At 67.8% G+C, this 25245-nt stretch carries 33 protein-coding genes and 2 tRNA genes; 5 read left to right on the top strand and 30 right to left on the bottom strand.

Annotation, left to right across the window (positions count from 1 at the left end; translation table 11 throughout):
* Position 1: 1 nt before the first annotated feature.
* The 21 genes from CDO81_RS19645 to uvrC form a co-directional block, all read right to left on the bottom strand.
* The gene (locus CDO81_RS19645) at positions 2-2047 is read right to left on the bottom strand and encodes a hypothetical protein (RefSeq protein WP_088484925.1); all 2046 of its coding nucleotides are present in this window, start codon (positions 2045-2047) and stop codon (positions 2-4) included.
* Positions 2048-2061: 14 nt separating this feature from the next.
* Complete coding sequence (locus tag CDO81_RS19640) at positions 2062-2424, bottom strand: hypothetical protein (RefSeq protein WP_088484924.1); 363 nt, start codon at positions 2422-2424, stop codon at positions 2062-2064.
* A 37-nt stretch (positions 2425-2461) separates the two neighbouring features.
* The gene (locus CDO81_RS19635; protein ID WP_088484923.1) at positions 2462-2782 is read right to left on the bottom strand and encodes a hypothetical protein; all 321 of its coding nucleotides are present in this window, start codon (positions 2780-2782) and stop codon (positions 2462-2464) included.
* Positions 2783-2791: 9 nt separating this feature from the next.
* Positions 2792-3016, bottom strand: coding sequence for a hypothetical protein (locus tag CDO81_RS27725; protein WP_144397314.1), 225 nt, complete (start codon positions 3014-3016; stop codon positions 2792-2794).
* A gap of 181 nt (positions 3017-3197) precedes the next feature.
* Positions 3198-4307 (bottom strand): AAA family ATPase, encoded by a 1110-nt coding sequence (locus tag CDO81_RS19630; protein WP_088484922.1) that lies wholly within the window; start codon positions 4305-4307, stop codon positions 3198-3200.
* Positions 4304-4747, bottom strand: a complete 444-nt coding sequence (locus CDO81_RS19625; RefSeq protein ID WP_088484921.1) for a hypothetical protein — start codon at positions 4745-4747, stop codon at positions 4304-4306. The genes CDO81_RS19630 and CDO81_RS19625 overlap by 4 nt, the downstream gene beginning before the upstream one ends.
* The gene (locus CDO81_RS19620) at positions 4744-4941 is read right to left on the bottom strand and encodes a hypothetical protein (protein WP_088484920.1); all 198 of its coding nucleotides are present in this window, start codon (positions 4939-4941) and stop codon (positions 4744-4746) included. Before CDO81_RS19620 ends, CDO81_RS19625 begins: the two co-directional genes overlap by 4 nt.
* Positions 4938-5102, bottom strand: coding sequence for a hypothetical protein (locus CDO81_RS28190; RefSeq protein WP_158218352.1), 165 nt, complete (start codon positions 5100-5102; stop codon positions 4938-4940). Before CDO81_RS28190 ends, CDO81_RS19620 begins: the two co-directional genes overlap by 4 nt.
* Positions 5099-5569 carry a hypothetical protein gene (locus CDO81_RS19615; RefSeq protein WP_088484919.1) on the bottom strand — a complete coding sequence of 157 codons (471 nt, stop codon included), beginning with the start codon at positions 5567-5569 and terminating at the stop codon, positions 5099-5101. The genes CDO81_RS28190 and CDO81_RS19615 overlap by 4 nt, the downstream gene beginning before the upstream one ends.
* The gene (locus CDO81_RS19610) at positions 5566-5847 is read right to left on the bottom strand and encodes a hypothetical protein (protein ID WP_088484918.1); all 282 of its coding nucleotides are present in this window, start codon (positions 5845-5847) and stop codon (positions 5566-5568) included. Before CDO81_RS19610 ends, CDO81_RS19615 begins: the two co-directional genes overlap by 4 nt.
* 159 nt (positions 5848-6006) lie before the next feature.
* Positions 6007-6306, bottom strand: coding sequence for a hypothetical protein (locus tag CDO81_RS19605; RefSeq protein ID WP_088484917.1), 300 nt, complete (start codon positions 6304-6306; stop codon positions 6007-6009).
* Positions 6299-6622 carry a hypothetical protein gene (locus CDO81_RS19600; protein WP_144397313.1) on the bottom strand — a complete coding sequence of 108 codons (324 nt, stop codon included), beginning with the start codon at positions 6620-6622 and terminating at the stop codon, positions 6299-6301. Before CDO81_RS19600 ends, CDO81_RS19605 begins: the two co-directional genes overlap by 8 nt.
* A 79-nt stretch (positions 6623-6701) precedes the next feature.
* Positions 6702-6950: a hypothetical protein gene (locus CDO81_RS19595; RefSeq protein WP_088484915.1), complete on the bottom strand. Its 249-nt coding sequence runs from the start codon at positions 6948-6950 to the stop codon at positions 6702-6704.
* Between the two features lie 2 nt (positions 6951-6952).
* A complete protein-coding gene (locus CDO81_RS19590; protein ID WP_088484914.1) occupies positions 6953-8194 on the bottom strand; it encodes a tyrosine-type recombinase/integrase in 1242 nt (413 codons plus the stop codon).
* A 173-nt stretch (positions 8195-8367) separates the two neighbouring features.
* Positions 8368-8443 (bottom strand) — tRNA-His (locus tag CDO81_RS19585).
* A 28-nt stretch (positions 8444-8471) separates the two neighbouring features.
* Positions 8472-10385 (bottom strand): SurA N-terminal domain-containing protein, encoded by a 1914-nt coding sequence (locus tag CDO81_RS19580; RefSeq protein WP_088484913.1) that lies wholly within the window; start codon positions 10383-10385, stop codon positions 8472-8474.
* Positions 10386-10505: 120 nt separating this feature from the next.
* Positions 10506-10581 (bottom strand) — tRNA-Val (locus CDO81_RS19575).
* Positions 10582-10606: 25 nt separating this feature from the next.
* Entirely contained in the window at positions 10607-10879 is a 273-nt protein-coding gene (locus tag CDO81_RS19570) for an HU family DNA-binding protein (RefSeq protein WP_056201680.1), read from the bottom strand.
* Positions 10880-11096: 217 nt separating this feature from the next.
* Positions 11097-11663: a CDP-diacylglycerol--glycerol-3-phosphate 3-phosphatidyltransferase gene (gene pgsA / locus CDO81_RS19565; protein ID WP_088484912.1), complete on the bottom strand. Its 567-nt coding sequence runs from the start codon at positions 11661-11663 to the stop codon at positions 11097-11099.
* Positions 11664-11738: 75 nt separating this feature from the next.
* A complete protein-coding gene (locus CDO81_RS19560) occupies positions 11739-12260 on the bottom strand; it encodes a hypothetical protein (protein WP_088484911.1) in 522 nt (173 codons plus the stop codon).
* Between the two features lie 17 nt (positions 12261-12277).
* Positions 12278-14242, bottom strand: a complete 1965-nt coding sequence (gene uvrC, locus CDO81_RS19555; RefSeq protein ID WP_420893083.1) for an excinuclease ABC subunit UvrC — start codon at positions 14240-14242, stop codon at positions 12278-12280.
* Between the two features lie 34 nt (positions 14243-14276).
* Between uvrC and earP the strand changes: the two genes are divergently transcribed.
* Complete coding sequence (gene earP, locus CDO81_RS19550) at positions 14277-15296, top strand: elongation factor P maturation arginine rhamnosyltransferase EarP (protein WP_088484910.1); 1020 nt, start codon at positions 14277-14279, stop codon at positions 15294-15296.
* A gap of 132 nt (positions 15297-15428) precedes the next feature.
* Positions 15429-15983 carry an elongation factor P gene (efp, locus tag CDO81_RS19545; protein ID WP_088484909.1) on the top strand — a complete coding sequence of 185 codons (555 nt, stop codon included), beginning with the start codon at positions 15429-15431 and terminating at the stop codon, positions 15981-15983.
* 56 nt (positions 15984-16039) lie between these two features.
* Here the strand turns inward: efp and CDO81_RS19540 are convergent, their stop codons facing one another.
* The 7 genes from CDO81_RS19540 to mltG all read right to left on the bottom strand — a co-directional run bounded on the left by CDO81_RS19540 (position 16040) and on the right by mltG (position 20915).
* On the bottom strand, positions 16040-16258 hold the full coding sequence (locus CDO81_RS19540) for a hypothetical protein (protein ID WP_088484908.1): 219 nt from the start codon (positions 16256-16258) through the stop codon (positions 16040-16042).
* Positions 16259-16376: 118 nt separating this feature from the next.
* Positions 16377-16988: an ankyrin repeat domain-containing protein gene (locus CDO81_RS19535; protein WP_158218351.1), complete on the bottom strand. Its 612-nt coding sequence runs from the start codon at positions 16986-16988 to the stop codon at positions 16377-16379.
* A 68-nt stretch (positions 16989-17056) separates the two neighbouring features.
* On the bottom strand, positions 17057-17845 hold the full coding sequence (locus CDO81_RS19530) for a TatD family hydrolase (RefSeq protein ID WP_088484906.1): 789 nt from the start codon (positions 17843-17845) through the stop codon (positions 17057-17059).
* Positions 17845-18225, bottom strand: coding sequence for a PilZ domain-containing protein (locus CDO81_RS19525; protein WP_088485035.1), 381 nt, complete (start codon positions 18223-18225; stop codon positions 17845-17847). Before CDO81_RS19525 ends, CDO81_RS19530 begins: the two co-directional genes overlap by 1 nt.
* Positions 18226-18304: 79 nt before the next feature.
* The gene (locus tag CDO81_RS19520; RefSeq protein WP_088484905.1) at positions 18305-19312 is read right to left on the bottom strand and encodes a DNA polymerase III subunit delta'; all 1008 of its coding nucleotides are present in this window, start codon (positions 19310-19312) and stop codon (positions 18305-18307) included.
* Positions 19306-19923, bottom strand: a complete 618-nt coding sequence (tmk, locus tag CDO81_RS19515; protein WP_088484904.1) for a dTMP kinase — start codon at positions 19921-19923, stop codon at positions 19306-19308. Before tmk ends, CDO81_RS19520 begins: the two co-directional genes overlap by 7 nt.
* Positions 19920-20915 carry an endolytic transglycosylase MltG gene (gene mltG, locus CDO81_RS19510; RefSeq protein ID WP_088484903.1) on the bottom strand — a complete coding sequence of 332 codons (996 nt, stop codon included), beginning with the start codon at positions 20913-20915 and terminating at the stop codon, positions 19920-19922. The genes tmk and mltG overlap by 4 nt, the downstream gene beginning before the upstream one ends.
* A 60-nt stretch (positions 20916-20975) precedes the next feature.
* Here mltG and ygfZ point away from each other — a divergent pair, with 60 nt between their 5' ends.
* Together ygfZ and CDO81_RS19500 are read left to right on the top strand one after the other, a co-directional pair.
* Positions 20976-21854, top strand: a complete 879-nt coding sequence (ygfZ, locus tag CDO81_RS19505) for a CAF17-like 4Fe-4S cluster assembly/insertion protein YgfZ (protein WP_088484902.1) — start codon at positions 20976-20978, stop codon at positions 21852-21854.
* A gap of 2 nt (positions 21855-21856) precedes the next feature.
* The gene (locus CDO81_RS19500) at positions 21857-22105 is read left to right on the top strand and encodes a DUF4936 family protein (RefSeq protein WP_088484901.1); all 249 of its coding nucleotides are present in this window, start codon (positions 21857-21859) and stop codon (positions 22103-22105) included.
* A gap of 30 nt (positions 22106-22135) precedes the next feature.
* Here the strand turns inward: CDO81_RS19500 and CDO81_RS19495 are convergent, their stop codons facing one another.
* Both CDO81_RS19495 and CDO81_RS19490 read right to left on the bottom strand, forming a co-directional pair.
* Entirely contained in the window at positions 22136-22993 is an 858-nt protein-coding gene (locus CDO81_RS19495) for a YbgC/FadM family acyl-CoA thioesterase (protein WP_088484900.1), read from the bottom strand.
* Positions 22990-23886: an alpha/beta hydrolase gene (locus tag CDO81_RS19490; protein ID WP_088485034.1), complete on the bottom strand. Its 897-nt coding sequence runs from the start codon at positions 23884-23886 to the stop codon at positions 22990-22992. The genes CDO81_RS19495 and CDO81_RS19490 overlap by 4 nt, the downstream gene beginning before the upstream one ends.
* 139 nt (positions 23887-24025) lie before the next feature.
* Between CDO81_RS19490 and CDO81_RS19485 the strand changes: the two genes are divergently transcribed.
* Positions 24026-25165 carry an iron-containing alcohol dehydrogenase gene (locus CDO81_RS19485; protein ID WP_088484899.1) on the top strand — a complete coding sequence of 380 codons (1140 nt, stop codon included), beginning with the start codon at positions 24026-24028 and terminating at the stop codon, positions 25163-25165.
* Positions 25166-25245: the final 80 nt, after the last annotated feature.

The following is a 25245-nucleotide window of genomic DNA, read 5'->3' as shown; positions in this document are numbered from 1 at the left end:
GTCAGTCCCCCAGGGTGAAGGCGAAGGGCTGGCGGCCGGTGCCCAGCACGATGCCGCCCAGGTCGAGCGCATAGCGTGACGGGCCGAGCGGCACCAGGCGGGCCGAGGGCAGCGCCTTGACCAGCGCGTCAGGCGTCAGTGCCTGGCCGTTCAGCGTCAGGCCGCCTGGGGCTTGCCGGGCGATGTCCTCGGCCGTGACCTTGCGCATGGCGGCGTGGAACCGGTGTTCGGTCCAGCCGGGCGGGGCAACGGTCTTGCCGTCGCCGTGATCGACGATCTCGCCGCCCAGCGCCAGCAGCATGGCCTTCTTGCGGTCACTGCTCGATGCGGTGCCGTTCGAGCGCTGATCGCGCAGGCCGTCCATGATGATGCTTGCGGCGTCGATGGCGGCATCCCGCGCCTTCGGCGTCGCCCAGGGCACCGCGTCCAGTTCGCGCGACAGCTTCATGCGCTCGCCGCGCGTCAGCTCGTCATCCTTCTTGATGCGGCCACTGGCCACGGCGTCGTGCCCCCGCAGGATCAAGTCCATGGGGTCGCCGTTCGCGGTCTTGGGCAGGCTGCCGGCGTGCATGGCCAGCGCCAATGCGCCGTCTTGATCCTTCAGCTGGCCGGCCAGGGCACGCTGCTGGTCGGGCGGCAGCACGCCGGCCAGCCCGCGCAGCCACGTCTTCTTCTGGTCGGCGGGCAGGCGGCCGAGCGATTCGCCCAGCAGTTGCGCCTCGGATGCCAGCAGGGGCGAGACGGGCCGCTGCAGCTGTGCGCTGACGGTCGCGGCCTGGCTCGTGCGCTGGGTGAGCCCCTGCACCAGGTCGGGCAAGCTGGTCATGGGCAGCGGGGCCACCTCGGGCAGCAGGCGCGACTGCACACCCCACGCCAGCGGGTCTCGGTCGACCTGTTCGCGCGTGCGGGTGCGGATGCTCTCCAGCTGCTGCAGCTGCTTCATCTGGTGCGGGTTCGCGCCGGTCTGGTTGAGCTTGGCCCGCAGCTGCAGCAGCGCCCGGTCTTGCTGCATGGGGCTCAGCGAACCGAACGCCGACCGGCTGGCAGCCTGCTGCACCGTCGACTTGAGCACGTCGGCCCAGGGCGTGCCCATGGCGGCTGTCTGGGCCTTGGCGAGCGTGGCGTCGTCAGCGATGCCGCCCCCGTCGACGATGGACTCGACAGCGCGCACGGCGTGCTCGGCCTCGGTCAGCCGACGGGCGCGGGCTGCTTCGAGCCGGCGCTGCGCGACTTCGGCCGCATGCTGCAGGGCCGCGCGCTTGTTCTCGATGCGGACCTCGAAGCGCTCACGGATGTGCGGGCTCAGGTCGTTGAAGTCCTCGCCGCGCAGCTGCTGTTCGAAGGCGTCGAGCTTGGCCGGGTCTCGGCTGCTCGCCAGCAGGCGCTGCTCGGCCATGTTCGCGGCGGTGGTCTCCCGGAAGCCCTGCAGCAGCTTCTGCTGATCGTCGGGGCCGTAGCCGGCCGAGGCGCCCAGCGTGGAGATCGCGGCACCGGCCAGCGTCATGGCTTTGCCGCGGTCGGTCAAGGCATCACGCTCGAAGCCCTCCAGCGAGGTGTTCAAGTCGGCGCGCGTGACCTCGCGTTGCCGGGTCTCTACGGCGCGGCCGATGCCGGTGCTGGCCAGCTCGCTGGCGTCCAGCTTGATCTGCGCGCCCACCCGCTCAGCGATGTGGCCGGGTAGTTCCTTGGTCAGGTCGCTGGTGATCTGCGTGCGCGCGTTGTCCCACTCGCCGAGGGCGGCGACACCGTCGACATCGCCCCGCAGGATGCGGTCGGATAGCGAACGCATGGTGTCATGCAGCCTGATCTTCGCTTCGCCGGTCGCGGCCAGGCCGCGGGCCTTGTTGGCGTCCTCGGCCAGCTGTTCGAGTCGGCGCTGCTCGGCGGTCTGCTGCGTGATCGCGTCCAGGGCGGCGCCCTCCACGACTTGACCCATGCGGCCGAAGGCCTCGGCGGTGGCATTGGAGACACCAGGCCCCGTGATGGGCACGGCTTGGCCGGCGGTGGGGCGACGCACGGCGCCGCCATTGGGGAGGAACTGGGGCATGGTGGTGCTCCTGGTCAGAGGCCAATGAGGCGCAGCTCGTAGATCGGCTGTGTCTGGCCGGTGTGGATCAGCCGCAGGCGGGCCATTGCAGGGAGCTGGCCAGCCTCCAGCGGCTCGGCGGGGGTGGGCACTGCGACGTCGACGATGCGCTCGCCGAACTGCGGAACAACCTCCGACGAGGCGACTTCCTCGAAGTCACCGTCACGCGTCGCTCGGACGTCGACGGCAAGCTGCAGCGTGTGGGGCTCACGCGGCATCGGGCCGGCGGGCATGCTGGGCAGCAGGATCAGCCGAGCGGTCACAAGCCGGCCGCCGGGGACGGCGAACGGCATGCTGACGAGTTCCTGCCGAGCGCGGGTGAGTTGGGTCATGTTCATGGGTGAGGCTCCGGTGAGGTGGGCGAACGCGAGGCGCTCAGATGGCGGCGAGCTGCGCCTCGTGCGAGTTCAGCAACACCTGCAGCCAGTTGCCAAAGGCCAGGCGCTCGGTCGGGCCGAGCTTGCGAACGGTCGGGATCTGGTCGCGGATGCGGCGCAGCTCGGCCACAACCTGCGTATGCGCAGACAGGCGTTCGGAACGGGGGGCGCTGGCCGGTGCCAGCCGGGTGAGTTCGGCCAGGACCGGCGCCCAGGTGGTCGCGCTGGTGCCGCTGGCGGCGTCGGCGGGGGTGGTATGGGTCCAAGCGTCGGTGCTTTGGAACACCTGGGCGATTTGTCTTGCAATGATGGTGCTCATGGGGTTCTCCTACTTCGGTCGGTTGTTGCGGGCCAGCTCGGCCAGTTCAGCGGCTGCCGAGGCCAGGTGACGGCGGTATTCCTCGATCTGCGAGGGCGTGAAGTCGTTCGGTACATGCGGCGACCAGTCGATGACCATGTTCATGACTCCGGTCTCGGTAGGCCCTGCAGTGAGCTCAGCCGTGTACCTGCCGACCGTCCACGTACGCATCAGCGTGGGGGTTTCGCCGCTCATCGCCTGTCTCCGGGGTGGGCTGTCACCTTGTCTCCTCCCCTAAAGGGAGAGGAGACAGTTGGTGACACCAGAAGCCGTGTCACCAAATCCATGTTGGTGACAAGTCGGCGACTGTTGGCGACAGCCTCGAAAGCCGCGTCAGTGCTGGCTTTGTGGTGATTGGCAAGTTGGTGACACACGCTCATTTCGCCGCTCCCGGCGCGCCTGGAAGTGCGACGATCCCGGTGGACTCGATCAGTAGGCCGGCATCAAGCATCTTGTTGATCTCGCGGTACACCGACTGGCGTGCATAGGTGTCCTTGAAATGGGCGGCCAGGGCGCCTCGTAGGCATCCAGCACCACGCACCCGCAGGAACTCGGTGATTGCCCCAGCGATCTCGCTCTGACGCTTCCCGCGCATGGTCTTCGCGGGCGCGTCAGCAGCCATGACGACGCAAGAGCTGCGCTCGGTGCCCCAGCGATTGACGCCCAGGCGAACCGGGGCGAGCGTGAAGCCGATGCGGTCACCCTTGCCGGGCAGGTCGCGCTGCTTCGTGATCTCGGCAGTCCGCAGGCCCGAGGCCTCGTCAGACGTCACCTCGATTTCTGTGTCGGTCGCGGCCCGCAAGCCAGACCAGCCGCGCATGCCGCGCGCCGCGTCCTTGCCCGTGTGGTGGATGACGACGAAAGCCGCGCCCGTGGCGTTGCGGATGGCGTCGATGTTCCGCACCACAACGCCCATGTCCTCGCCCGCGTTTTCATTGGCGCCCACCGCGAGACGGGCCAGCGTGTCGCCAATGATCAGCGCAGCCTTCAAGCCGTAGTCGCGCTCAAGCTGATCGATCAGGGCGATGACTGCCGTCGTGTCTGCATTCCCGTCGAACAGGTTGATGGGAGAGCGAACGATTACAAAGCCAGGGACGCGGCACTGATGGTGGCGCTGGTAAGCCTTCAGGCGCATCTCGACCGATGCGGGCGACTCGGTGGCAAGGTAGACCACGAGGCCAGCGTCTGTTGGGCGTCCAAGCCATTCCTCGCCCATGGCCACCGCGGCGCCCATGTCGATGGCGCAGAACGTCTTGCCGCTGTTGCTGTCACCGTACAGCACCCCCATCGCGCCACGGCCGAGCGTGCCCTCGATCAGCTCATCGTCGAACTCGTCGTCGTCATCGCTGAGTGCGTCGGCCATCACGTAGTCGAGACGGCGCACAGTCGGCGCTTCTTCTTCGGCCCAGCGCCGCAAGTCACGCACGACAACAGCGGCAGATCCGCCAGCCGCCTCGATGGCATCGTCAAGAGCCTGCACGGTCATGCGTGGGCCTCGTCTTTCAGCATGGAGACCCGGGCCGCGGCTTGCAGCAGCCGGGCGCGTGTCGATTCATCAAGGGGCCGGCCTGCCGCCATGTCGGAAGCGCAGACAACCGCGAGCGTCATCTCTCCGTCGAGCAGATCCAGCGCCTGGCCAGCAGACAGCAGCCGGCGTCGCGCGGGCTTGCCGCTGGTGTGGAACTGCGGCGGCTTCGCGGGGAACAGGTCCGACAGCTCCAGACCGAGCGCGTGCGCCACCTGCTCGACCTCGCAGCCGTGCCAGCAGCGCAGCAGCACCAGGTCTTCGGCGCCCACGCCGACCGACAGCGCCGACGGGTTGCTGCCGCCATGGGCGGGGCAGCACGCGCGCCAGCGGTCGCGGCCGGCCTGGCGAAGCCGGAAAGGCTCCAGCCGGGCGAGAACCAGGTCGATGGGGCTGCTCACGACTTGCGGCCTCCAAAGCGCTGCAGCCAGGCGTCGACGGCTTCGAGGCTGTCGAAACTGCAGGTCAGTGCGCGCCAGGTGATGACGTACAGCGGCAGGCCGCCGTCACCCTCCAGCGCATGAAGCATGGCGCCCAGCAGGGCGGCCTCGGCTTTGGCCGTCGCGAGCCGCTTTTCGTAGCTGGCTGCGTTCACTGCAGGGCCTCCTGCGACTGCGGCTGCGCCTTCTCGGCCGCGAGCAACTGGTCGAGCTCGACCTGTTCCTCGGGCGTCAACGGGCGGATAAACGCCAGGCGCGAGAGGAAGATCACGCGGGCGTCGACCGGATCGACGTCGATGCCGTCGAGCGCGCTCATACGCCCTCCCCCGCGTCCATCGCGTACAGAGACTTTGCATCGGCCACCATCGCGGCATGGTCGGGATGCGCCTGGTCGCGATACCCGGGCTGGCGCAGCAGCATTTGCCGCAGCGCGATGCGCTCGGAGGCGGTGAAGCTCTCCAGCGGTGCGCGGGCATTCCAGCGCTGCACCAGCTGGGCCGGTGGCGTGGCCGTCGCTGGCTTCAGCTGCGGGTCTCCCAGCCCCGAGATCGCCCGGCCGTTGACGTGTAGGACGTCGCCTGCGGGCTCGTTCGGCACGTGCGTGTCATACAAGGCCTTGATGTCACGCGTCACGATCCCGTGCCGGGCGTCCTTGCGATCAGCGTAGGCAGCGTGCCCCCGCAGCAACTTGGCCAGCGTCATGGCCTCATCTCGGCTCTGCGCGGCCTCGGTGCCGTGCTGCTCGTAGGCGAGCCACAGCTCGTGTTCGTTGCGAGCACTCATGCTGCACCCCTGGCGAAGCGAGCCAGATAGTCGCGGGCGTTCTCGCTGGTGACACGAGTGCAGCGGGCGCCGCGCTTGGTCAGCACCAAGTCGCCGCGCTTGGCGGCCCGATACAGCGTGCAGATGGATTCGCCCGAGAGGCGCGCCAGCGTGTCGAGCTTCAGCAACGCACCGGGGACGTTGATCACGTCCGCGGGTTGATCAACCCGCTGGTACTTGCCGCGCTGGCGGGCGCGTGGCAGGAGTGGAATCGAGGGTGAAGTCGGCAGTGCGTCCATTCGGGCTCCAGTCGAGTCATGAGATGGCATGACTTCACTGTCCCGCTCAAGACCGGTCGGAATCCCGACCACTTTGTCGTCGCTCGGAGGCTTGAGCGACAAACGAAAGCGCTGGCAAGGAAAAGGCGCCCGAAGGCGCCCCGCATGGTGAGTTGAGCTCTACGCCGCGCGCCGCTGTCGCACCAGCGCCTGCCCGGCCTGCGCCATCTCTGCAGTCATACCGGCGATTAGGGTTTGCAGCTCCTGCATGCCCGCGGACTGGTCCTCTGACCAATTCAAGGCATACCGAACATCGGCCGCATTCAGTTGCTCGCGAAAGCGCGGACGGATCTGCGCTTGAATGTCAATGCGGTCCACGAGGTAACGCGCATCTTCGACCCAGGCCAGCAGTGCCAGCATCCACCGGATGCGATTGGCATAGTCCTCGAAGCAGTCGAAGTCAGTGATCGGCTCAGCCATGGGCCACCTCCACGGGCTCGCCCAGCAGCATCTGCAGCTTTTCGCCGTACACAGCCTGGTAGCTCTCAGCGACGTCCTTGCGCGTGATCTCGGAGCGAAGCCCGAAGGTGATCGCCTCAGCGAGCGCCTCGACGCGCAGGACAGCCCCGCGCAGCAGGTGTTCAAGCTCTCCGGCTTCGTCAGTCTTGCCACGCAGCATGTCGGCAATGTCTGCAATTTCCTTTGCAGCATCGCGGCAGATGGTGTCGCTCACCTTCTTGAGCTCGTGGCATTCAGCCGTTCTCCAGGCCGAAGCCTTAACATCGTTGGTAGCCATGGTGCACGTCCTTCCAGGTTGTGTGCGTCTTTGGTCAGGCCGGGCGCAGGGCTCCACCCCTACGCTCGGCCGCTTTGCCTCAGGGCCGCTGAGGCGCCGGGTTCTGTCGTTCAGGTTCCTTCCGGCGGTCTTCCAAATACTGCGCAACGTCGGCCACGTCAGCGCAAAGCTGGCGACCGTCAGACCTGAGCCACAGGAACTCGCCGCGCGTGCGGCGGTTGCGGATCGTGGCCGGCGCCAGGCCGATCTGCTCGGCGACCTCTTCAAGCGTGAGCGTCATCCGGCCATAGTGCTCTGCCAGAAACACGACTCGCCAGAGCGTGCCCATGCTCAAGCCGCCTTGAAGGGCAGCACTTCCCCACCCTGGGCGAGTCGGTGCAGGTACTCGGCCCAGGTGTTCATCATCTGCCGGCGCTGCTCCATGAACTCAGCGCGGTCGTAGGCCATGCCCAGCGGGCCAGACTTGCCATGCGCGAGCTGGGCCTCGATGACGTCGGGGTGCACGTTCAAGCGCTCAACCATCAGCGTGCGCGCCATCGCGCGGAACCCGTGCGGGGTCATGGCGTCGTTGTCGAAACCCATCCGGCGCAGGGCCGTCCGTAGTGTGTTCTCGCTCATGCAGCGCTCACCCGTGAGCAAGCTGGGGAAGACGAACCGCCCGTGGCCTGTGAGGGGGTGCAGGTCGCGCAGCAGCTCGACAGCGCGCGGCGCCAGCGGGACGAAGTGCGGCCGGCCGTTGACCTTGGCCGACTTGACCCGCTTCATGGACTCGGCCGGGATCGTCAGCATGCCGGCGTCAAGGTCGACCCACGCCCACTCCATCGCGCGGACGTTGCCGGGGCGCTGAAAGATCAGCGCCGACAGCTCCAGGGCCGTGCGGGTGGCTGGCTGCCCTTCATAGGCCAGGATGGCGCGCATCAGGTCGCCTGCGGCCTTCGGCTCAAGTACCGCGGCCATGTGCTTGGTGGCCACGGGGCGCAGCGCGCTACTGAGCGTCGCGGCCGGGTTGTGCTCGCAAGCGCCGAGGGTGGCGCCGTGCTTGAAGACCTGACCGCAGGCCTCGCGCAGAGAGTGCGCCAGCTCACGCACGCCCCGGGCTTCCACCCGGCGCAGCGTGGCGAGCAGCAGGGGCGCCTTCACATCGGTGATCGGCAGCTTGCCGATCCAGGGGAACACGTCCTTCTCCAGCCGGGCGAGCCAGCGGGCGGCGTAGTGCTCGCTCCACCCGGGCGCCTTGAGCTGGTGGAAGTCGCGCGCCACCGCTTCGAAAGTGTTCACTGCTGCGGCCTTGCGCTGCAACTTGGCAACGGTGCGAGCCTGCGCCGGGTCTGTGCCGGACTGCTGAAGCAGCCGCGCCTCGTCCCGCTTCAGGCGTGCCGCTTTCGGGGCCGTCTCGGGGTAGGACCCGAGCGCGAGGCGCTTTTCCTTGCCGTTGAAGTAGTACTTCCAGAACCAGCGCTTGGAGCCGTTTGGCGCAACTTCCAGGTAAAGACCCTGCCCGTCTGCCAGGCGGATGCGCTTCTGTTCAGCTGGGCAAGTGGCGTTCTTGCACTCGACGTCGGTGAGGGGCATGGGGGAACAATCCTCGCTGCAGGGGTTCCATCGCCCCGCGTTCCCCGAAATGTGCCCCTTGTTCCCCTGCGCTGCAACGACTCAACGTGAGCCGTCCAGACATGAAAAAAGCCCTAAGCTGTTGTTTTGCTTAGGGCTTTTGCGGCTTCATGACACGTCATGAAATGTTCTGATGGGGTGGCTGATGGGACTCGAACCCACGACAACAGGAATCACAATCCTGGACTCTACCAACTGAGCTACAGCCACCGCAGAGCCAAAAAGTATAACCTAAAAATCAGGGTGCGCTTGCGGCCGACGCGGGGGCTGCAACTTTAATCACCGCCTTGTACTGGCTCTTCAGTGCCGCCAGATAGGCCTGCCCCTCGGCACGCGCCCAGGCTCCGGCGTACTGCTGAGCGGCACGCTTGTCGTCGATCACGGTGGCGTCACGCGGCTGCAACTGGTTGATGCGGACCACGACGTAGCCGCCATCGTCCGAGGCAACGCCAACGACGGCCGGCAGCTTGGTGGCATCAGCGCCGAGAACGGCTTCGAGCTGCGCACGGCTCAGCGCCTGGGGCTTGGCGCGCGAGACCGTCACGGCGGCTTCGAGGCCAGCGGTATCCGTCGGGTTGGCCTTCAGCGCGGCCAGACGTGCCTCACCAGCCTTCTTGGCCTGCTCGGCGGCAAGCTTGCGCACCAGCTGCCCGCGGACCTGATCCTTCACATCAGCCAGCGGCGGCACGCGAGCCGGGTTGTACTGCGTGACGCGCGCCGACACGAGCTGGCTCGGGCCGGTCTCAACGGCTTCGGTGTTGCGCTTGTTGCGCAGCGCGTCGGCGCCGAAGATGGCATCCAGCAGCTTGGTCGAGGCCAGCGGGCCGGCGGCGCCAGGCAGCGGCTGACGGCCGACCGTGGCGGTCTGCACCTGCAGCTTCAGCTTGTCAGCTGCGGGCTGCAGGCTGTCGGACTGCTCGTAGACCAGGTTGCCGAACTGTTCCGCTGCCTCGGAGTAGCGGCGCTGGGCCAGTTGCTTGCGCACTTCGGACTCGACTTCAGCGCGCACGGCCTCGAAAGGCTTCTTGTCGCCACCGCGCGTGCCGGTCAGCTGGATGATGTGATAGCCGAAATCGGTCTCCACCAGGTTGCTGATCTCGCCCGGCTTCATCGCGTACACGGCGGCGTCAAACTCCTTCACCATGGCGCCGCGACCGAAGAAGTCGAGGTCGCCCCCGTTGGCGGCGGAGCCTTCATCCTGAGAGTTCTTCTTGGCCAGCGCAGCAAACTCGCCAGGGTTCTTGCGCACTTGCGCCAGGATCTCTTCGGCCTTGGCCTTGGCCTTGGCCCGCTCTTCCGCCGGCGCGTTGCGATCAGCCTTGATGAGGATGTGGCTGGCGCGACGCTCTTCGGGCACACCGAAACGTGCGGCATTTTCCTTGTAGTAGGTCTGCAGGTCGTCCTCGGTGAACTTGACGTCCTTCTTGAGGGCGTCGATGTCGAGCACGACGTACTGGACCTGGGCCGACTCAGGCAGCTGGAACTTGGCGGCGTTTGCGGGCTCTCTGTAGAAGGCTTCGATCTCAGCCTCGGTCGGCGCGACCTTGGCAGCAAAGTCCTTGATGTCGAACCGCTGCAGTTGCACCTCGCGCTGCTGCAGCAGCGCATCGAATGCCAGCTTCGGCGAAGCCGTGCCAACCGTCGGCGAAGACTCGATCGGACCCGTGACCTGGCGCAGCGCGTAGTCCTGACGCAGACGCTCCAGGAAGATCGACGGCGTCACGCCCTGGGCCGCGAGCAAGGCCTTGTTGACCGTGCCGTCAGCGTTGCGCAGGAAGGCGAACTGCGGGTCCGCCCAGAAACGCGCCGCAACGGACTCGGGACTGGGCGTGAAATGCTGCTGGTCAGCCGCCACCTTGAGCGTGCGCTCGGTCACCAGGCCTTCGAGCGCCTGACGCTTGGCCTCGGGGCTGTCGAGCAGCTTGGCGTCGATGGTGGGGTTCTGGCGGCGCACGCGCTCGGCCTGGTCACGCTGCGCCGCGTCCCATTCCGCCTGGGTGATCTTGCGGCCGTTCACGCTGGCCACGCCGGCGTTGGCGCCGTCCATCATGCTCGTGTAGCCCTGCATGCCGACGAAGGCGAAGGACGGCAGGATCAGCACCAGCAGGATGAACTGGAACAGGCGGGTGTGCTTGCGGACGAAATCGAACATCTCGGGGAGCCTTGGCGGTCAAGCGCGAAGAATCAAACGCGACGAAGGCGAACCAAGGTTCGCCTTCGAGGGGAGCCGCATTCTAGATGCGAGCCGGCGGCGGTTGCCGCGCGGAAGGGATGGTGGGCGCTGACGGGCTCGAACCGCCGACAATCTCCGTGTAAGGGAGGTGCTCTACCAACTGAGCTAAGCGCCCGGCTGTGCCGGGAGGACCGGACCAGTCAGTTGACCGCGTCCTTCAGGGCCTTGCCCGGCTTGAACTTGGGCACTTTGGCCGACTTGATCTTGATGGTGTCGCCAGTCCGGGGGTTGCGGCCGGCACGAGCCGCCCGCTTGGTGATGCTGAATGTGCCGAAGCCCACGAGGGACACGGTGCCGTTCTTCTTCAGCGTCGTCTTCACGCCGCCGATGACGGCTTCGAGCGCACGGCCAGCAGCGGCCTTGGAAATGTCGGCCTGCTTCGCGATGTGCTCGATCAATTCGGACTTGTTCACTCGTGCCCCCTCATGACAATTCAGCGGACTGTGGAGCCCTGCACCCACGCATGGCGTGCAAGGCTGCGATGAGACGTCAGACCCGCGAACTGCATGACCGGATGCCACTGGACGGCGACGGGGTCACACGCGGGGAAGCGGATTCTAGACGCGCGCCTCGGATCGCGCGGGGCGGGAAAAGTCCCGATACAACTCGATGTCCGGCTCGCCGCGGAGCTCAGCGGGCTTTCGCGCGGATCTCGGGCACGGCCTTCTGCAGGTAGTAGACCATCGACCAGATCGTCAGCACCACGGCCGCATAAATGAGCCAGGTGCCCCACAGCCGCGTGGGGATCAGTCCGAACAGGCGGCCGTCGTAGAGCAGGAACGGAATCGCCACCATCTGCACCGTGGTCTTGAGCTTGCCCACCATGTGCACGGCAACGCTGCGCGACGCGCCGATCTGCGCCATCCATTCCCGCAGTGCCGAGATCGCAATCTCACGCCCCACGATGACCAGGGCCACGAATGCATTCACGCGGCCCAGCTCCAGCAGGATCAGCAGCGCAGAGCACACCAGGAACTTGTCGGCCACCGGGTCCAGGAAGGCGCCGAAGGACGAGGTCTGGTTGAGCTTGCGCGCGAGGTAGCCATCGAGCCAGTCGGTCAGCGCGACAACGATGAAGAGCGCCGTGGCAAACAAGTTCTGATGGGCAGGCGCCAGGTCCAGGTAGAACACCCCGACGATCAGCGGGATGGCCACGATGCGGGCCCAGGTCAGCAGAGTCGGCAGGGTCAGGAACATGGCGGCGATTGTGCCCAAGCCGGCGCCCTGCCCCGGAACAGTGCGGCGTGACTGTGGCTAGAAGGTTGCACCCCCTCAGTTCAGTGTCAACGGCTTGAAGCGCATGTCTTCTTCAAAGAGGAAGGTTTCCGTGAACCGCCAGGGCTCGGGCATGCGGCGCACATCACCGAAAGGCGCGGCGCGGTGCACTGCGTCGATGGCCATCTGCAACGTCTCCGGCGCATAGCGCGGCTTGCGTACGACGTTCACGCGCTTGACGCTGCCATCGGCCTTCACCTCAACCTCCAGCACCACCAAGGTCAGCAGATGCGTCGGCGCGGTCGTCATGTAGGTGCGGTCCGGGTTGGCCATCACGAGGCGCTCGGCGGCCTGGCGGCGCAGTTCGTCGTGTGAACGCACCGCCTTGGGCGCTGGCAACGCGGCAGGCTTGGGCGCCGCCGCCGCGGCCGGTGATGCCTGCGGACCGGGTGCAGCCGCGGGCGGTGGCACCGGGACAGCCCGCGGTGCAGGCGCAGGAGGCGGCGTGGTGGCGCAGCCGGCCAGCACGGGCCCGATGAGCCATCGTGCCGTGCGCTTGAGGCCTTGGATGATCTTCATGTCTTCTCCTCGGCGCCTCAGTGAAGGGCGCGGTAGATGTCTTCAGCCAGGTCGCGTGAGATGCCCTTGACGCTGCACAACTCGTCCACGCTGGCGCCCGCCACGCCCCGCACGCCACCGAAGCGCTGCAGCAGCTGTGCCCGCTTCTTGGGGCCGACACCCGGCACGTCTTCAAGCCGAGAGCCGCCGGTACGGGTGGCGGCGCGCTTGGCCCGCATGCCCGTGATGGCAAAGCGGTGCGCCTCGTCGCGGATCTGCGCAATGAGCATCAGCGCCGCCGAGTCTCTGCCGAGGTAGACCTTCTCCCGGCCGTCGGCGAACACCAGTTCCTCCAGGCCGACCTTGCGGCCCTCGCCCTTTTCCACGCCAGCGATCAGGCTCAGGTCCAGCCCCAGTTCCTCGAACACCTCGCGCGCCATCGAGACCTGGCCGCGCCCCCCGTCCACCAGTACGAGATCAGGCAGACGCCCGGTGCCGAGCTGGGCGGCTTCAGCCATCTTGCTGTAGCGCCGCGTCAGCACCTGCCGCATGGCTGCATAGTCGTCGCCGCCGGTGATGCCTTCGATGGTGTAGCGCCGGTACTGGCTGCTCTGCATCTGATGCCCTTCGAACACCACGCAGCTTGCCATCGTCGCCTCGCCAGCGGTGTGGCTGATGTCGAAACACTCCACGCGGAACTTGTCGATCTCCGGCGGCGCCAGGTCCAGCGCATCCACCAGCGCCCGGGTACGCGCCTGCTGCGAGCCTTCTTCTGCCAACAACCGGGCCAGCGCCAATTCGGCCCCCTTCACACACATCTCCAGCCAGATACGCCGCTGCCCCCGCGGCTGGGCCTGCACCGTGACGCGGCTGCCGGCCTGGCCCGCCAGCGCCTCCGCCAAGCCTCCATCCACGGCTTCACTGACGATGATCAGGCCCGGCACCGGCGACGCCAGGTAATGCTGCGCAATGAAGGCCTCCAGCACCTGGCGCTCAGGCGACAGCGCCTCGTCGCCTTCCATCTGCATGGCGGTGGCATCGTCCACATGCTTTGGGAAGAAGGCGCGATCGCCCAGATGACGGCCGCCGCGCACCATCGCCAGGTTCACGCAGGCGCGGCCGCCCTGCACCTTCACGGCCAGGATGTCGACATCACGATCGCGCCCGGTGGCGCTGCTTTCCTCAATCACCTGCTGCTGCAGCACCTTTGACAGCGCCTGGATCTGGTTGCGCACCTCGGCCGCCAGTTCGTAGTGCTGCGCTTCGGCGTAGGCCATCATCTGTGCCTGCAGCATGGCCATGACTTCATCCGTCTCGCCGCGCAGAAACCGCTCGGCGCTCTGCACATTGCGCGCATAGTCACCCGTCTGCCCGGCCGGCACGCAAGGCCCGGAGCAGCGCTTGATCTGGTGCAACAAGCAGGGCCGGCTGCGGTTGTTGAAGACGCTGTCCTCACAGGTGCGCAGCCGGAAGACCTTCTGCATCAGCTGGATGGACTCCTTCACCGCCCAGGCACTTGGAAACGGCCCGAAGTACTGGTGCCTTTTGTCCACCGCGCCGCGGTAGTAGGCCATGCGCGGGTAGGCGTGGGACGTGATCTTCAGGTAGGGGTAGCTCTTGTCGTCCCGGAACAGGATGTTGAACCGCGGGTTCAACGTCTTGATCAGGTTGTTTTCCAGCAGCAGGGCCTCGGCCTCGGTGCGCACCACCGTCGTCTCAAGCCGCGCGATGCGCGCCACCATCATGCCGATGCGCGTGCCACCGTGGTTCTTCTGGAAGTAGCTGCTGACGCGCCGCTTCAGGTCTTTAGCCTTGCCGACGTAAAGCACCTCGCCCTTTGCATCGAAGTAGCGGTAGACCCCGGGCAGCGCCGGCAAGGCATTGACCTCGGTCACCAGCTTCTCGCGGGCCTCGCGGGCCGCGGCTTCCATGTCGGCCACGCTCTTCTTCTCGGCGGCTTCGATGGCGGAGGGGTCGGATTCAGGACGGGGCGCAGACGACATGGCACCGGATTTTGGCCTGGGACAATCCCACCGCATGATCTGGGACCTCTTTTGCCGCGTCATCGACAACCACGGCGACCTCGGCGTGTGCTGGCGCCTGGCGCGCGACCTTGCCGCCAGGGGTCGGCGCGTACGCCTGTGGGTGGACGATGCGTCGGCGCTGCGCTGGATGGCGCCCGAGCGACCGAGTGGCATCGAGGTGCATGACTGGCCGACGGCCGATGTCGACGTCACGCCCGGCGATGTGGTCATCGAAGCCTTTGGCTGCGAGCCGCCTGCGGCCTTCGTCATGCGCATGGCGGCCCGCACGCCCGCACCGCGCTGGGTGAACCTGGAATACCTCAGCGCCGAGGATTACGTCGAACGCAGCCACGGCCTAGCCTCGCCAATCTTCCACGGGCCGGGCGCCGGCTTGACCCGTCACTTCTTCTACCCGGGCTTCACCGAGCGCACCGGCGGGCTGCTGCGCGAGCCGGGCTTGCTCGACGAGGTGCAGGCTTTCGACGCCCAGGCCTGGCTCACCCAACGCGGCTGGGCACCACATCCGGGCGAGCGCGTGGTGAGCCTGTTCGCCTATGACAACCCGGCCCTTCCTCACCTGCTGGCCGCGCTGGCCGAGCAACCCACCCTGCTGCTGGTCTGCCCGGGCCCGCTGCAGTCACGGGTCGCCGAGCAGCCCGGGCTGCGCTGCATCACTCTGCCCTACCTGGCCCAGCCGGATTTCGACCGCCTGCTCTGGGCCAGCGACCTGAACCTCGTGCGCGGCGAGGACTCCTTCGTGCGCGCTCAATGGGCTGGCCGCCCCTTCATCTGGCAGATCTACCCGCAGCATGACGACGCGCACCATGCCAAGCTGGAGGCCTTCATGCACCGCGCGCAACTACCGCCCGCCTGGCAGGCGGTGTGGCGTGGCTGGAACGGCCTGGCCCGGCTGTCCGCACCATTGCCGCCCCTGGCGCCGCTGCAGGCACACGCGCAGGCCTGGCGTGCGCAGTTGGCGGCCCAAGCGGACCTCGTCACGCAATTGGAGGGCTTCTTAGGGGTTTCCAGCTAGAATGACGGGCTTTGCCGCGCCAAGCCGGGAGTTTTCGGAGTCTGGTGGGCAGTACACGACTCGGGTCCCGCGGCTCAATCTCGCCGGGACACGTCCGAGATAACTTCCGAGATAACTTCCGAGATAAGCACCATGAAGCTCGCTCAAGAAATCCGCGCCGGCAATGTGATCATGCAGGGCAAGGACCCGATGGTCGTCCTGAAGACCGAATACAGCCGTGGCGGCCGTGGTGCTGCCACCGTGCGCATGAAGATGAAGAACCTGCTCAACGGCGCCGGCGCCGAGCTGGTCTTCAAGGCCGACGACAAGATGGAGCAGATCATCCTCGACAAGAAGGAGTGCACCTACTCCTACTTCGCCGACCCGATGTATGTCTTCATGGACACCGAGTACAACCAGTACGAAGTCGAAGCCGAAAACATGGGCGACGCCATCTCCTACCTGGAAGACGGCATGGGCGTGGAAGTGACCTTCTACGACGGCAAGGCCATCTCGGTCGAAATGCCCACCAGCGTCGTGCGCGAAATCGAGACCGAGCCGGCCGTCAAGGGCGACACCTCGGGCAAGGTCATGAAGCCTGCTCGCCTGAAGGGCACCGGCTTCGAGATCGCCGTGCCGCTGTTCGTCGAAAACGGCGACAAGATCGAAATCGACACCCGCACGCACGAGTACCGCAAGCGCGTCTAAGACGACCGCGACCTCGTGATGAGAAAACGCCCGCTGTTCAGCGGGCGTTTTGCATTTCAGAGGGTGTCGTCGCCCAGGTCAGGCACATCCAGTTCGGCATCGATCTGGCTGTCGAAATCGGCACTGGCCTTCAGCGGAATCCAGGGCCGGTCCAGCGGCCGGTAGACGCGCCGCTGCAGGCGCTGCAGGCGGTCGGAGCGCTCGATGGCGTGCATCACCTCGTCGGGCGAAATCAGCATCGCAAACGGGTCGGCCAGATTCGGGGTGGTCAGCATGGTGAGCCTCGGGGGTGAGTCGATGGCTTCACTGTAGGGAGACGCGCCCGGCGGCGACAGTCGGCACAGCGCTCTGGGCCCTGTAGGAGTTTTTCCTACACGCGGTCTGTGGCGAGAACTAGTTCGCGCTGGAGGCCGCTTCCGCCGCCCGGGCCGCCTCAGCTGCGCGTTGCTGCCGCTGTTGGCTGATGCGGCGCAGCTCCTTTGCGAGCACGTCACGCCCGCCCCGAGCGGCAAAGTCAGCCGCAGTCAGCTCCTGCTCGTTGGCGGCCCGGGGCTCCGCGCCGGCCTTCAACAGCAGCGGGATGACGTCGGTGTTGCCATACCGGGCGGCCATCATCAGCGGCGTGGTGCCGTTTTCCGAGCGAGCGTTCGGCTCTGCGCCCTGGGCGAGCAGGAAAGCCGCGACGCCGTTGTCCGGGCCGCTGCAGGCGTAATGCAGGGGCGTCCAGCCGGGTCGGTTGACCGCCGCGCCGCGCTTGACCAGCGCCTGCACCGCACCCAGTGAACCGCGAATGGCGGCAATCATCAGCGGCGTCTCGCCTTGCGCATTCGCTTCGTCCAGGCGGAGGTCTGGCGACGCCAGCAGGCTTTCCAGCGCGCGCTGGGACTCTTCCTTCGCCGCGATGAACAGCGCCTTGCGCCCGCGCGCATCGGCCTGGTTGGGGTCCACCCCCTGCTGGAGCAGCCGCTGCACGGTCCGACCGTCGTTCATCTCGGCGGCGATCACCAGATCATCGACCGGCGCCGCCTGGGCCCAGCCCGCCGCTGCCAACGCTGCGACTGCCCACCAGGCCTTCATGCCACGGTCTCCGGCAGACGGAACAGCCGCCGGGTGTTGGCCGTCGTCTGCGCCGCGAGCGCCGCGACGGGCAGGCCCACCGCGTCGGCCACGGCCTGCGCCACGTGGGGCACATAGGCCGGCGTGTTGGTCTTGCCCCGGTAAGGCACGGGCGCCAGGTAGGGGCTGTCGGTCTCGATCAGCACGCGATCGAGCGGCAGCAGCTTGAGCAGGTCGCGCAGATCCTGCGCGTTCTTGAAACTGACAATGCCTGAGAACGAGATGTAGTAGCCCCGTTCGACCGCGGCCAGCGCGACCTCGGCAGTTTCGGTGAAGCAATGGAACACGCCGCCCGCCGCTTCGCCGCCTTCTTCGTCGAGCACCCGCAGCGTGTCGGCTGCGCTGGCACGGGTGTGGATCACGAGCGGCTTGCCGGCTGACTTCGCCGCGCGGATATGCACCCGAAAGCGCTCTCGCTGCCACTCCATTTCGGCGATGCTGCGGCCGTTCAGGCGGTAGTAGTCCAGCCCGGTCTCGCCGATGGCCACGACGCGCGGCAGCGCCGCCAGCCGCACCAGCTCGGCCACGTCGGGCTCGCGCATGTCCTCCGTGTCCGGGTGCACGCCCACCGTGGACCACAGCACGTCGTGCTGCATCGCCAACGCATGCACGGCCTCGAACTCTTCCATCTGGGTGCAGATGCAGATGGCCTGGTCGACCTGGGCCGCCTTCATGTCGGCCAGGATGGCCGGCAGGTTCTCCTTCAGCCCCGGAAAGCTGAGGTGGCAATGGGAATCAATGAACATCAGAGGGTTTGGGTCGGCTTGCTGGACGACACGGCCGTGCCGAGGATCTCCTCGATGCGCGCGCGGATGAGCCGCGTCTTTTCGTCCCCCGGAAACCGCACACCCACACCCTGCGTACGGCCGCCGGACGCATTGGCCGGGGTCAGCCAGGCCACCTTGCCGGCAACGGGATAACGCTGGTTGTCTTCTGGCAGTGCGAGCAGCAGGTAGATGTCTTCACCCAGCTTGTAGTCGCGCGTGGTGGGCACGAAGAGCCCGCCGTCAGTGAAGGCCGGGATGTAGGCGGCATACAGCGCCGACTTCTCTCGGAACACCAGCTGGATCACGCTGGGCCGCGCACCGGAGCTGGCGCCCTGCCCGCCCACCGTGGGCAACGGCATCGCCCCACCGATCTGGCTGGGCTGGAATTGCGTGGAGGGGCCGGACTTGGGATTGGCGTCGCTCATGGCCGGAGTGTATTCAGCGCGCGGCAGCCGTGATGGCCGATCTTGCCTGAGCCACCAGCGCCTCGATCCACAGGCCGGCGTTCAGCGGATGCTCGGCATGCCGGGCCGCCCGACGCAGCTCAGCCTCCCAGCTCAGCAGAGGGCCCGGCCGCTTGGGAGACGGCAGGGAGGCCGCCGCGAAGAACTGCCCCGGCTGGCCATGGGCCCGGCGCACCAGGTCGTGGCACAGCCGCTGCAGCGCGTCGATGACCCGTGCTGGCGCCCAGTCCGACAACGCCGCCACCTCGCCGCGCGCCACGCGCTTGGGCAGGGCCTGCCAGGCGGCGTCCGTCAGGCCGTCGTTGAACCATTGCAGCGCCTGCTGGGGGCGGCCGCCGGTCGCGTCCAGCAAGCCGCCGGCATCGGCCACGCCCTTGGCCGACAACCACGCCAAAGCCGCGCTGCGCTCCGGCAGGGCCAACGGCAGCGGCTGGCAGCGGCTGCGAATGGTGGGCAGCAGGCCGGCGCTGTCATGGCTGGCCAGCACGAAGCGCAACAAACCGGCAGGCTCCTCCAGCGTCTTCAGCAGCGCGTTGGCCGCCACGCCATTGAGCGCCTCGGCCGGGAAGATGACCACCACCTTGGCCTTGCCACGTGCCGAGGTGGCCTGGGCAAACGACAGCAGGTTGCGCACAGCCTCGACCTTGATCTCGCGGCTGGGCTTGGCCTTGCCGGCCTTGGGCGCCTCGGCCTCTTCGAACGGCAGGCCGAGCGATTCACGGGCCGAGGCGTCGAGCGCCTCGGGCAGCAGCAGCTGGAAGTCAGGATGGGTCCCGCTGGCAAACAGCCGGCAGCTCGCGCAGTGCCCGCAAGCGGGCTGGCCCTCGGCCCGGTCTTCGCACAGCCAGCTCTGCGCGAGCTTGACCGCCAACTCCAGCTGCCCCACACCCGCCGGCCCCTGCACCAGCAGCGCATGGGATCGCGCCCGCGCCAGCGCCTGTGCCAGCGGCGCCTGCAGCCAGGGCAGATCAGCGTTCAGCATGCCGGATACCGCTGGGCCAGCACGGCCAGCACCTGCGCCCCCACCGCCTCGACCGTGCCGCTCGCGTCGATGCGCACGATGCGGCCCGGCGCCTTGGCGGCCCGCGCCGCATAGGCGGCGCGCACCCGCTCGAAGAAGTCGAGGTCCTGCTGCTCGATGCGATCAGCCTCGCGCGCACCGGCCCGCCGGGCTGCGGCCTGCTCGCTGGGCAGGTCGAACCAAAGCGTCAGCTCGGGTTCAGTGCCCTGCTGCACCCAGTCGGCCAGCGGCTCCAGCACCGACAGCGGCAGCCCGCGCCCGCCGCCCTGGTAAGCAAAGCTCGCATCGGTGAAGCGGTCGCAGAGCAGCGTCTTGCCCGCAGCCAGCGCGGGCTTGACGACCGTCTCGACGTGGTCGCAGCGGCCGGCAAAGATCATCAACACTTCGGTCATCGGCCCCATGGGCCGGCTGAGCACCAGGTCGCGCAAGGTCTCGGCCAGCGGCGTGCCCCCGGGCTCGCGGCTGAGCTGGACGTCGGCCCCCCGGGCGCGGAACCAGTCGGCCACGGCCTGGATATGGGTGGATTTGCCGGCACCGTCGATGCCTTCGAAGGAAATGAATCGTCCGGTCACTTGCCGCCGCGTTGGTATTTGTTCACCGCGCGATTGTGCGCGGCGAGGTCTTCACTGAATTCGCTGCTCCCGTCTCCGCGCGCGACGAAGTACAGGTCACGCGTGGCCGCCGGGTTGAGCGCCGCCTGCAGCGAGGCCGCACCGGGCATGGCGATCGGCGTGGGCGGCAGGCCGCCGCGGGTGTAGGTGTTGAAGGGGGTGTCGGAGAGCAGATCGCGCTTGCGCAGGTTGCCGTCGAAGGTCTCGCCCAGGCCGTAGATGACGGTCGGGTCGGTCTGCAGCGGCATGCCCACGCGCAGCCGGTTGATGAACACCGCGGCCACCTTCTTGCGGTCGGCCGGGGCACCGGTTTCCTTCTCGACGATGGAGGCCAGGATCAAAGCCTCGTCGGGCGACTTGAGTGGCAGACCCGTGGCTCGCTGGCCCCAGGCGGCGGCCAGGCGCTGCTGCATGGCGGCATGGGCGCGCTTGAGGACCGTCAGGTCGCTCACGCCGCGGCTGTAAGCGTAGGTGTCGGGGAAGAAGCGCCCCTCGGGCGCCACGTCCGGCTGGCCCAGGGCCGCCATGATTTCGGCGTCGCTCATGGTCGCGGTGCGAGACTTCAGCGCCGGCGCTGCCGCCAGGGCCGCCCTCACCTGCCGCCAGTTCCAGCCTTCGATGAGGCGCAACTGCTCCATGACCTGGTCTCCGCGCACCATCTTGTCGAGCAGCTCGCGCGGGGTGATGCCGGCATGCACCTCGTAACTGCCGGCGCGGATCTGCTTGGCCTGGCCCGACCACTTGAACCACTGGTACAGCCAGCGGGCATCTGTCTGAACGCCGGCATTCACCCAGGCGCGCGCCACCTCGGCCGGGTTGGTGCCGGGCTCAATGGAGAGCTCGACCGAGGGAGCGGCCAGCGCCAGCGGGCTGCGCAACCACTGCCACACCCCAGCCGCAGCGATGCCGGCGATCAACAACAACGCGAGCAACGCCCGCAACAACCATTTCATGCCCTGAGCTTTGCCTGGTGAATCAGGCCCGGAGAAAGGGCGCCGATGATAATTCCCACCATGCCCGAGACCACTCAACTGCGACTCTCCGATTGGGGCGTCATCCGCGCACAAGGCGCCGATGCCGCCAGCTTCCTGCATGGACAGCTCACACAAGACTTCGCCCTGCTGGACCGCGACCACGCACGTCTGGCGGGCTTTTGCACCGCCAAGGGCCGGCTGCTGGCCACGATGGTGGGCTGGCGCGGCGGCGACGACGAGATTCTGCTCGCCCTGCCCGCCGACACCCTGGCCGCCACGCTGAAGCGCCTGTCGATGTTCGTGCTGCGTGCCAAATGCAAGCTCAGTGACGCCAGCGCCGAGTTCGCCGTCTATGGCCTGCTAGGCACCGCTCCCGCCGAGCCGTGGACGCTGCAGCGCGACGGCGCCGCGGTCCAGGTCAGCCTGCCTGGCCCTGGTCGCGCACTGCGCATCCAAGCCGCCGCCGAGGTGCCCCCCGCAGCCGCCACGATGTCCGCCGAAGACTGGGCCTGGGCTGAAGCCGACGCTGGCCAGGCGTGGGTGCGCGCTGCCACCGTCGAAGCCTTCGTGCCGCAGATGATCAATTTCGAAGTACTGGGCGGCGTGAACTTCAAGAAGGGCTGCTACCCCGGCCAGGAGATCGTCGCGCGCAGCCAGTACCGCGGCACGCTCAAGCGCCGGTTGCAGGTGTTCGAGACCGACGCCACAGCCAGCATCGGTCAGGAGATCTTCCACGGCGCCGACCCCGAGCAGCCGGCAGGTGTCGTGGCCGGCTCGGGCAGTCGCGGCGGCGTGACACGGCTCACCGCCGAGATCAAGCTCGCTGCGCTCGACGGCGGCAGCCTGCACCTGGGCAGCGCCAGCGGCCCCGCCCTGCGGCTGCGCCCCCTGCCCTACGAGATCCCGCCGCAGGACTGAGCATGCAGCTCTATGTGTACTACCGCGTCGCCGCTGACCAGGCGGAGCCGGCGTTGACCGCTTTCCGCAAGGCCCGTGTCGAGGCCCCGATCGAGTTGTTGCAGCGCCCGGAGCCCGATGCCGAAGGCCGCTGGACCTGGATGGAGATCTACCCTGAGGGCTGGACGCACCGTGAGCCGCAGGTGGCGGCAGCGATGGCAGGCTTCATCGCGACCGAGCGCCGGGTGGAACGCTTCGAGATGCTGGGCTGATCCGCCCGGCGGCGCGCGTGCCGCGGGGGCTCAGAGCGCCCGCACCATCTCCACGTGGCCGATGCCCGCCTCCTCGAAGGGCTCGCCACGACGCTGGAAGCCAGCGCGCAGGTAGAAGTTCTCGGCCGACAACTGCGCGTGCAGCAGCACCTCGCGGTAGCCCTGGCGACGCGCCTCGGCCATCAGCGCATCCAGCACCTGGCGGCCAATGCGGGTGCCGCGCATCGCGCGCGACACCGCCATGCGGCCGATCTTGGCCACGCCCGGCACATGTTCCAGCAGCCGGCCGGTGGCCAACGGCACACCGAAATGGTTGCGCGCCAGCGCGTGCAGGCAGGCGGCGTCGGCGCTGTCCCACTCCAGGTCGGCCGGGATGTGCTGCTCCTCGACGAAGACCTGGCGGCGAATGGCGGTCGCCGCTTCGCCCAAGTCGGCCCAGGAACCGAGCGCCACCTCGACCACCGGTTTGCCGGCTTCGAAGTCGTGGATGACCTGCCGCAGCGCATCCGGCAGACGCAGCGGCGTCTGCGTGGCAGGGTCGGCGAAGACATAGATCATCTCGGCCTTCACCAGCATCTGCTCGCCGTGGAAGACGGCCGCGTCCACCATCATGGAGCTGTTGCCGAACTCGCGCACCCGGATGCCGATGTCCAGCCGGTCGTCATAACGGGCCGAGCCACGGTAGTCGAGCGTGGCGCGGCGCACGTAGAGGTCGCCGCCCAGGCTCTTCATGGTGTCGTGGTATGGCATGGCCAGGGCCCGCCAGTAGCCGCTGATGGCGGTGTCGAGGTAGGTCAGGTAGTGCCCGTTGAAGACGATGCCCTGGGCATCGATCTCGGCCCAGCGCACGCGCAGGGATTCGAGGTGGCGGAAGTCGGTGCGTTTCATGGCAGCAGATGGTTCTTGAGCGCCTCGGCGCAGGCATTGAGCGCGGTCAAGGCTTCGGGCAGCTGACGGCCCATCTTGATGAAGTCGTGCGTTACGCCACGATACAGCTCCAGCTGCACGTTGACACCCGCAGCCCTGAGGGTGTCCGCGTAGGCGAGGCCTTCGTCCACCAGCGGGTCGCACTCGGCCAGCACCACGCAGGCCGGCGCCAGGCCGCTGTGATCATCGGCCTCAAGCGGCGCAAAGCGCCAGTCATGTCGCTGGCCGGCGTCGATGTAGTGATCGAAGAACCAGGCAATGCTGGCGGCATCCAACAAGAAGCCATTGGCAAAGAACCGGTGCGACACCGTGTTGGGCGCACTGGCGGTGCCGGGCGTGATCAGAAGCTGCAGCGCCAACGGCAGGCCCTGGTCCCGCGCATGGAAGGCCGCTGTGGCGGCCAGCGTGCCGCCGGCACTGTCACCGCCAACAGCCAGCCGGCTGCCGTCGAGCCCCAGGCTGGCGGCCCGCTCATGCAGCCAGCCCAGCGCCGCCCACGCATCATCGACCGCAGCCGGGAAGCGATGCTCGGGCGCCAGGCGGTAGTCCAGCGCCAGCACCGCCACGCCGCTGCGCAGCGCCAGCTGGCGGCACAGGCTGTCATGGGTCTCCAGGTCACCGATGGTGAAGCCGCCCCCGTGCAGGTAGAGCATCACTGGCAAGCGCTCCGTACTCGGTGCGTAGAGCCGCGCCGGACGCCCGCCGGCGGTCAGGTCCTCGACACGCGGGAGAGGCGCGCGCGGCAAGTCCAGGATCTCGGCGCCCATGCGGTAGGCGATGCGGGCCTCGCGCGGCGTGAGGCTGTGAAACGGCGGCCGCTTGGCGCGGTGGATGCGTTCAAGCACGCCCGCCATGCGCGGGGTCAGGAGCTGGGTGGGAGGAGTCATCGGGGGCGGATTGTCGGCGCTTGCGCGTCACGTGCACGACGCCTGGCCCGGCCCTCGCGCACTACGATGGCCCGAGACGCTGACCGACCTTGCCGGAGCATTGCCCATGGCCCAGATCCTGTACCTGACCCGCATCGAACTCGACTTCGGCGCCAGCCGGCTGCTGCCGGCGGAATGTGAGCGCATCGGCATCCGCCGCCCGCTCGTCGTCACGGATGCCGGGGTCCGCGCAGCGGGCGTGCTTGACGAAGCGCTGGCCGCATTCACCGAGAAGCCGCCGGTCTTCGACCAGACGCCCGCCAATCCGACGGAAGCCGCGGTGCGGCTGGCGGTGCAGGCTTGCCAGGCGCAGGGCTGCGACGGCCTGATCGCCATCGGCGGAGGATCCAGCATGGACCTGGCCAAGGGCGTCGCGATTGCCGCCACCCATGAGGGCCCGCTCAAGCGCTGGGCCACCATCGAGGGCGGCGCGGTGAACATCACGTCGCGCGTGCTGCCGCTGATCGCGGTGCCCACCACCGCTGGCACTGGCAGCGAAGTGGCGCGCGGCGCCATCATCATCGTGGACGATGGCCGCAAGCTGGGCTTTCACAACTGGGAGCTGCTGCCCAAGGCCGCCATCTGCGACCCGGCATTGACGCTCAAACTGCCGCCGGCCCTGACCGCTGCCACGGGCATGGACGCGATTGCGCATTGCATCGAGACCTTCCTCGCGCCGGCCTTCAACCCGCCCGCCGATGGCATTGCGCTGGAGGGCCTGCGGCGCGGTTGGGGTGCCATCGAGCGCGCCACGCGCGACGGCCAGGACCGCGAGGCCCGCATGGACATGATGTGCGCCAGCGTGCATGGGGCGATGGCCTTCCAGAAAGGCCTGGGCGCCGTGCACTCGCTGAGCCATGCGCTCGGCGGCTTGAACCCCTGGCTTCACCACGGCACCCTGAATGCCGTCTTCCTGCCCGCGGTCATCCGCTTCAACGCCGAGGCCGACAGCGTGCGTCGCGAGCGGCGCATCGAGCGACTCGCCCAGGCAATGGATCTGCCCGGCCGTGATGCCGATGCGGTCGCCGATGCGCTGGCCGCGATGAACGCGCGCCTGGGCCTGCCGGCGGGCCTGGCCGCGATGGGCGTCGGCCCTGAGCTCGATGACGCCATCATCGAACGCGCCCTGCTGGACCACTGCCACAAGACCAATCCACGCCTGGCCAGCGCCGACGACTACCGTGCGCTGCTGGCCGCCGCGCGCTGAAGCGGCCGACCTCCTCCTCATTGCGCATCGTTTGTAACCGGGCAGAGCGTGACCGAAGTCCCGCTCTGAACCCCGCCGCC

Origin of the sequence: Roseateles puraquae (assembly GCF_002205845.1) — a bacterium.
Classification (GTDB): Bacteria; Pseudomonadota; Gammaproteobacteria; order Burkholderiales; family Burkholderiaceae_C; genus Pelomonas; species Pelomonas puraquae.
Note: the sequence above shows the minus strand (reverse complement) of the source record. Positions and strands in the feature narration are given on the sequence as shown.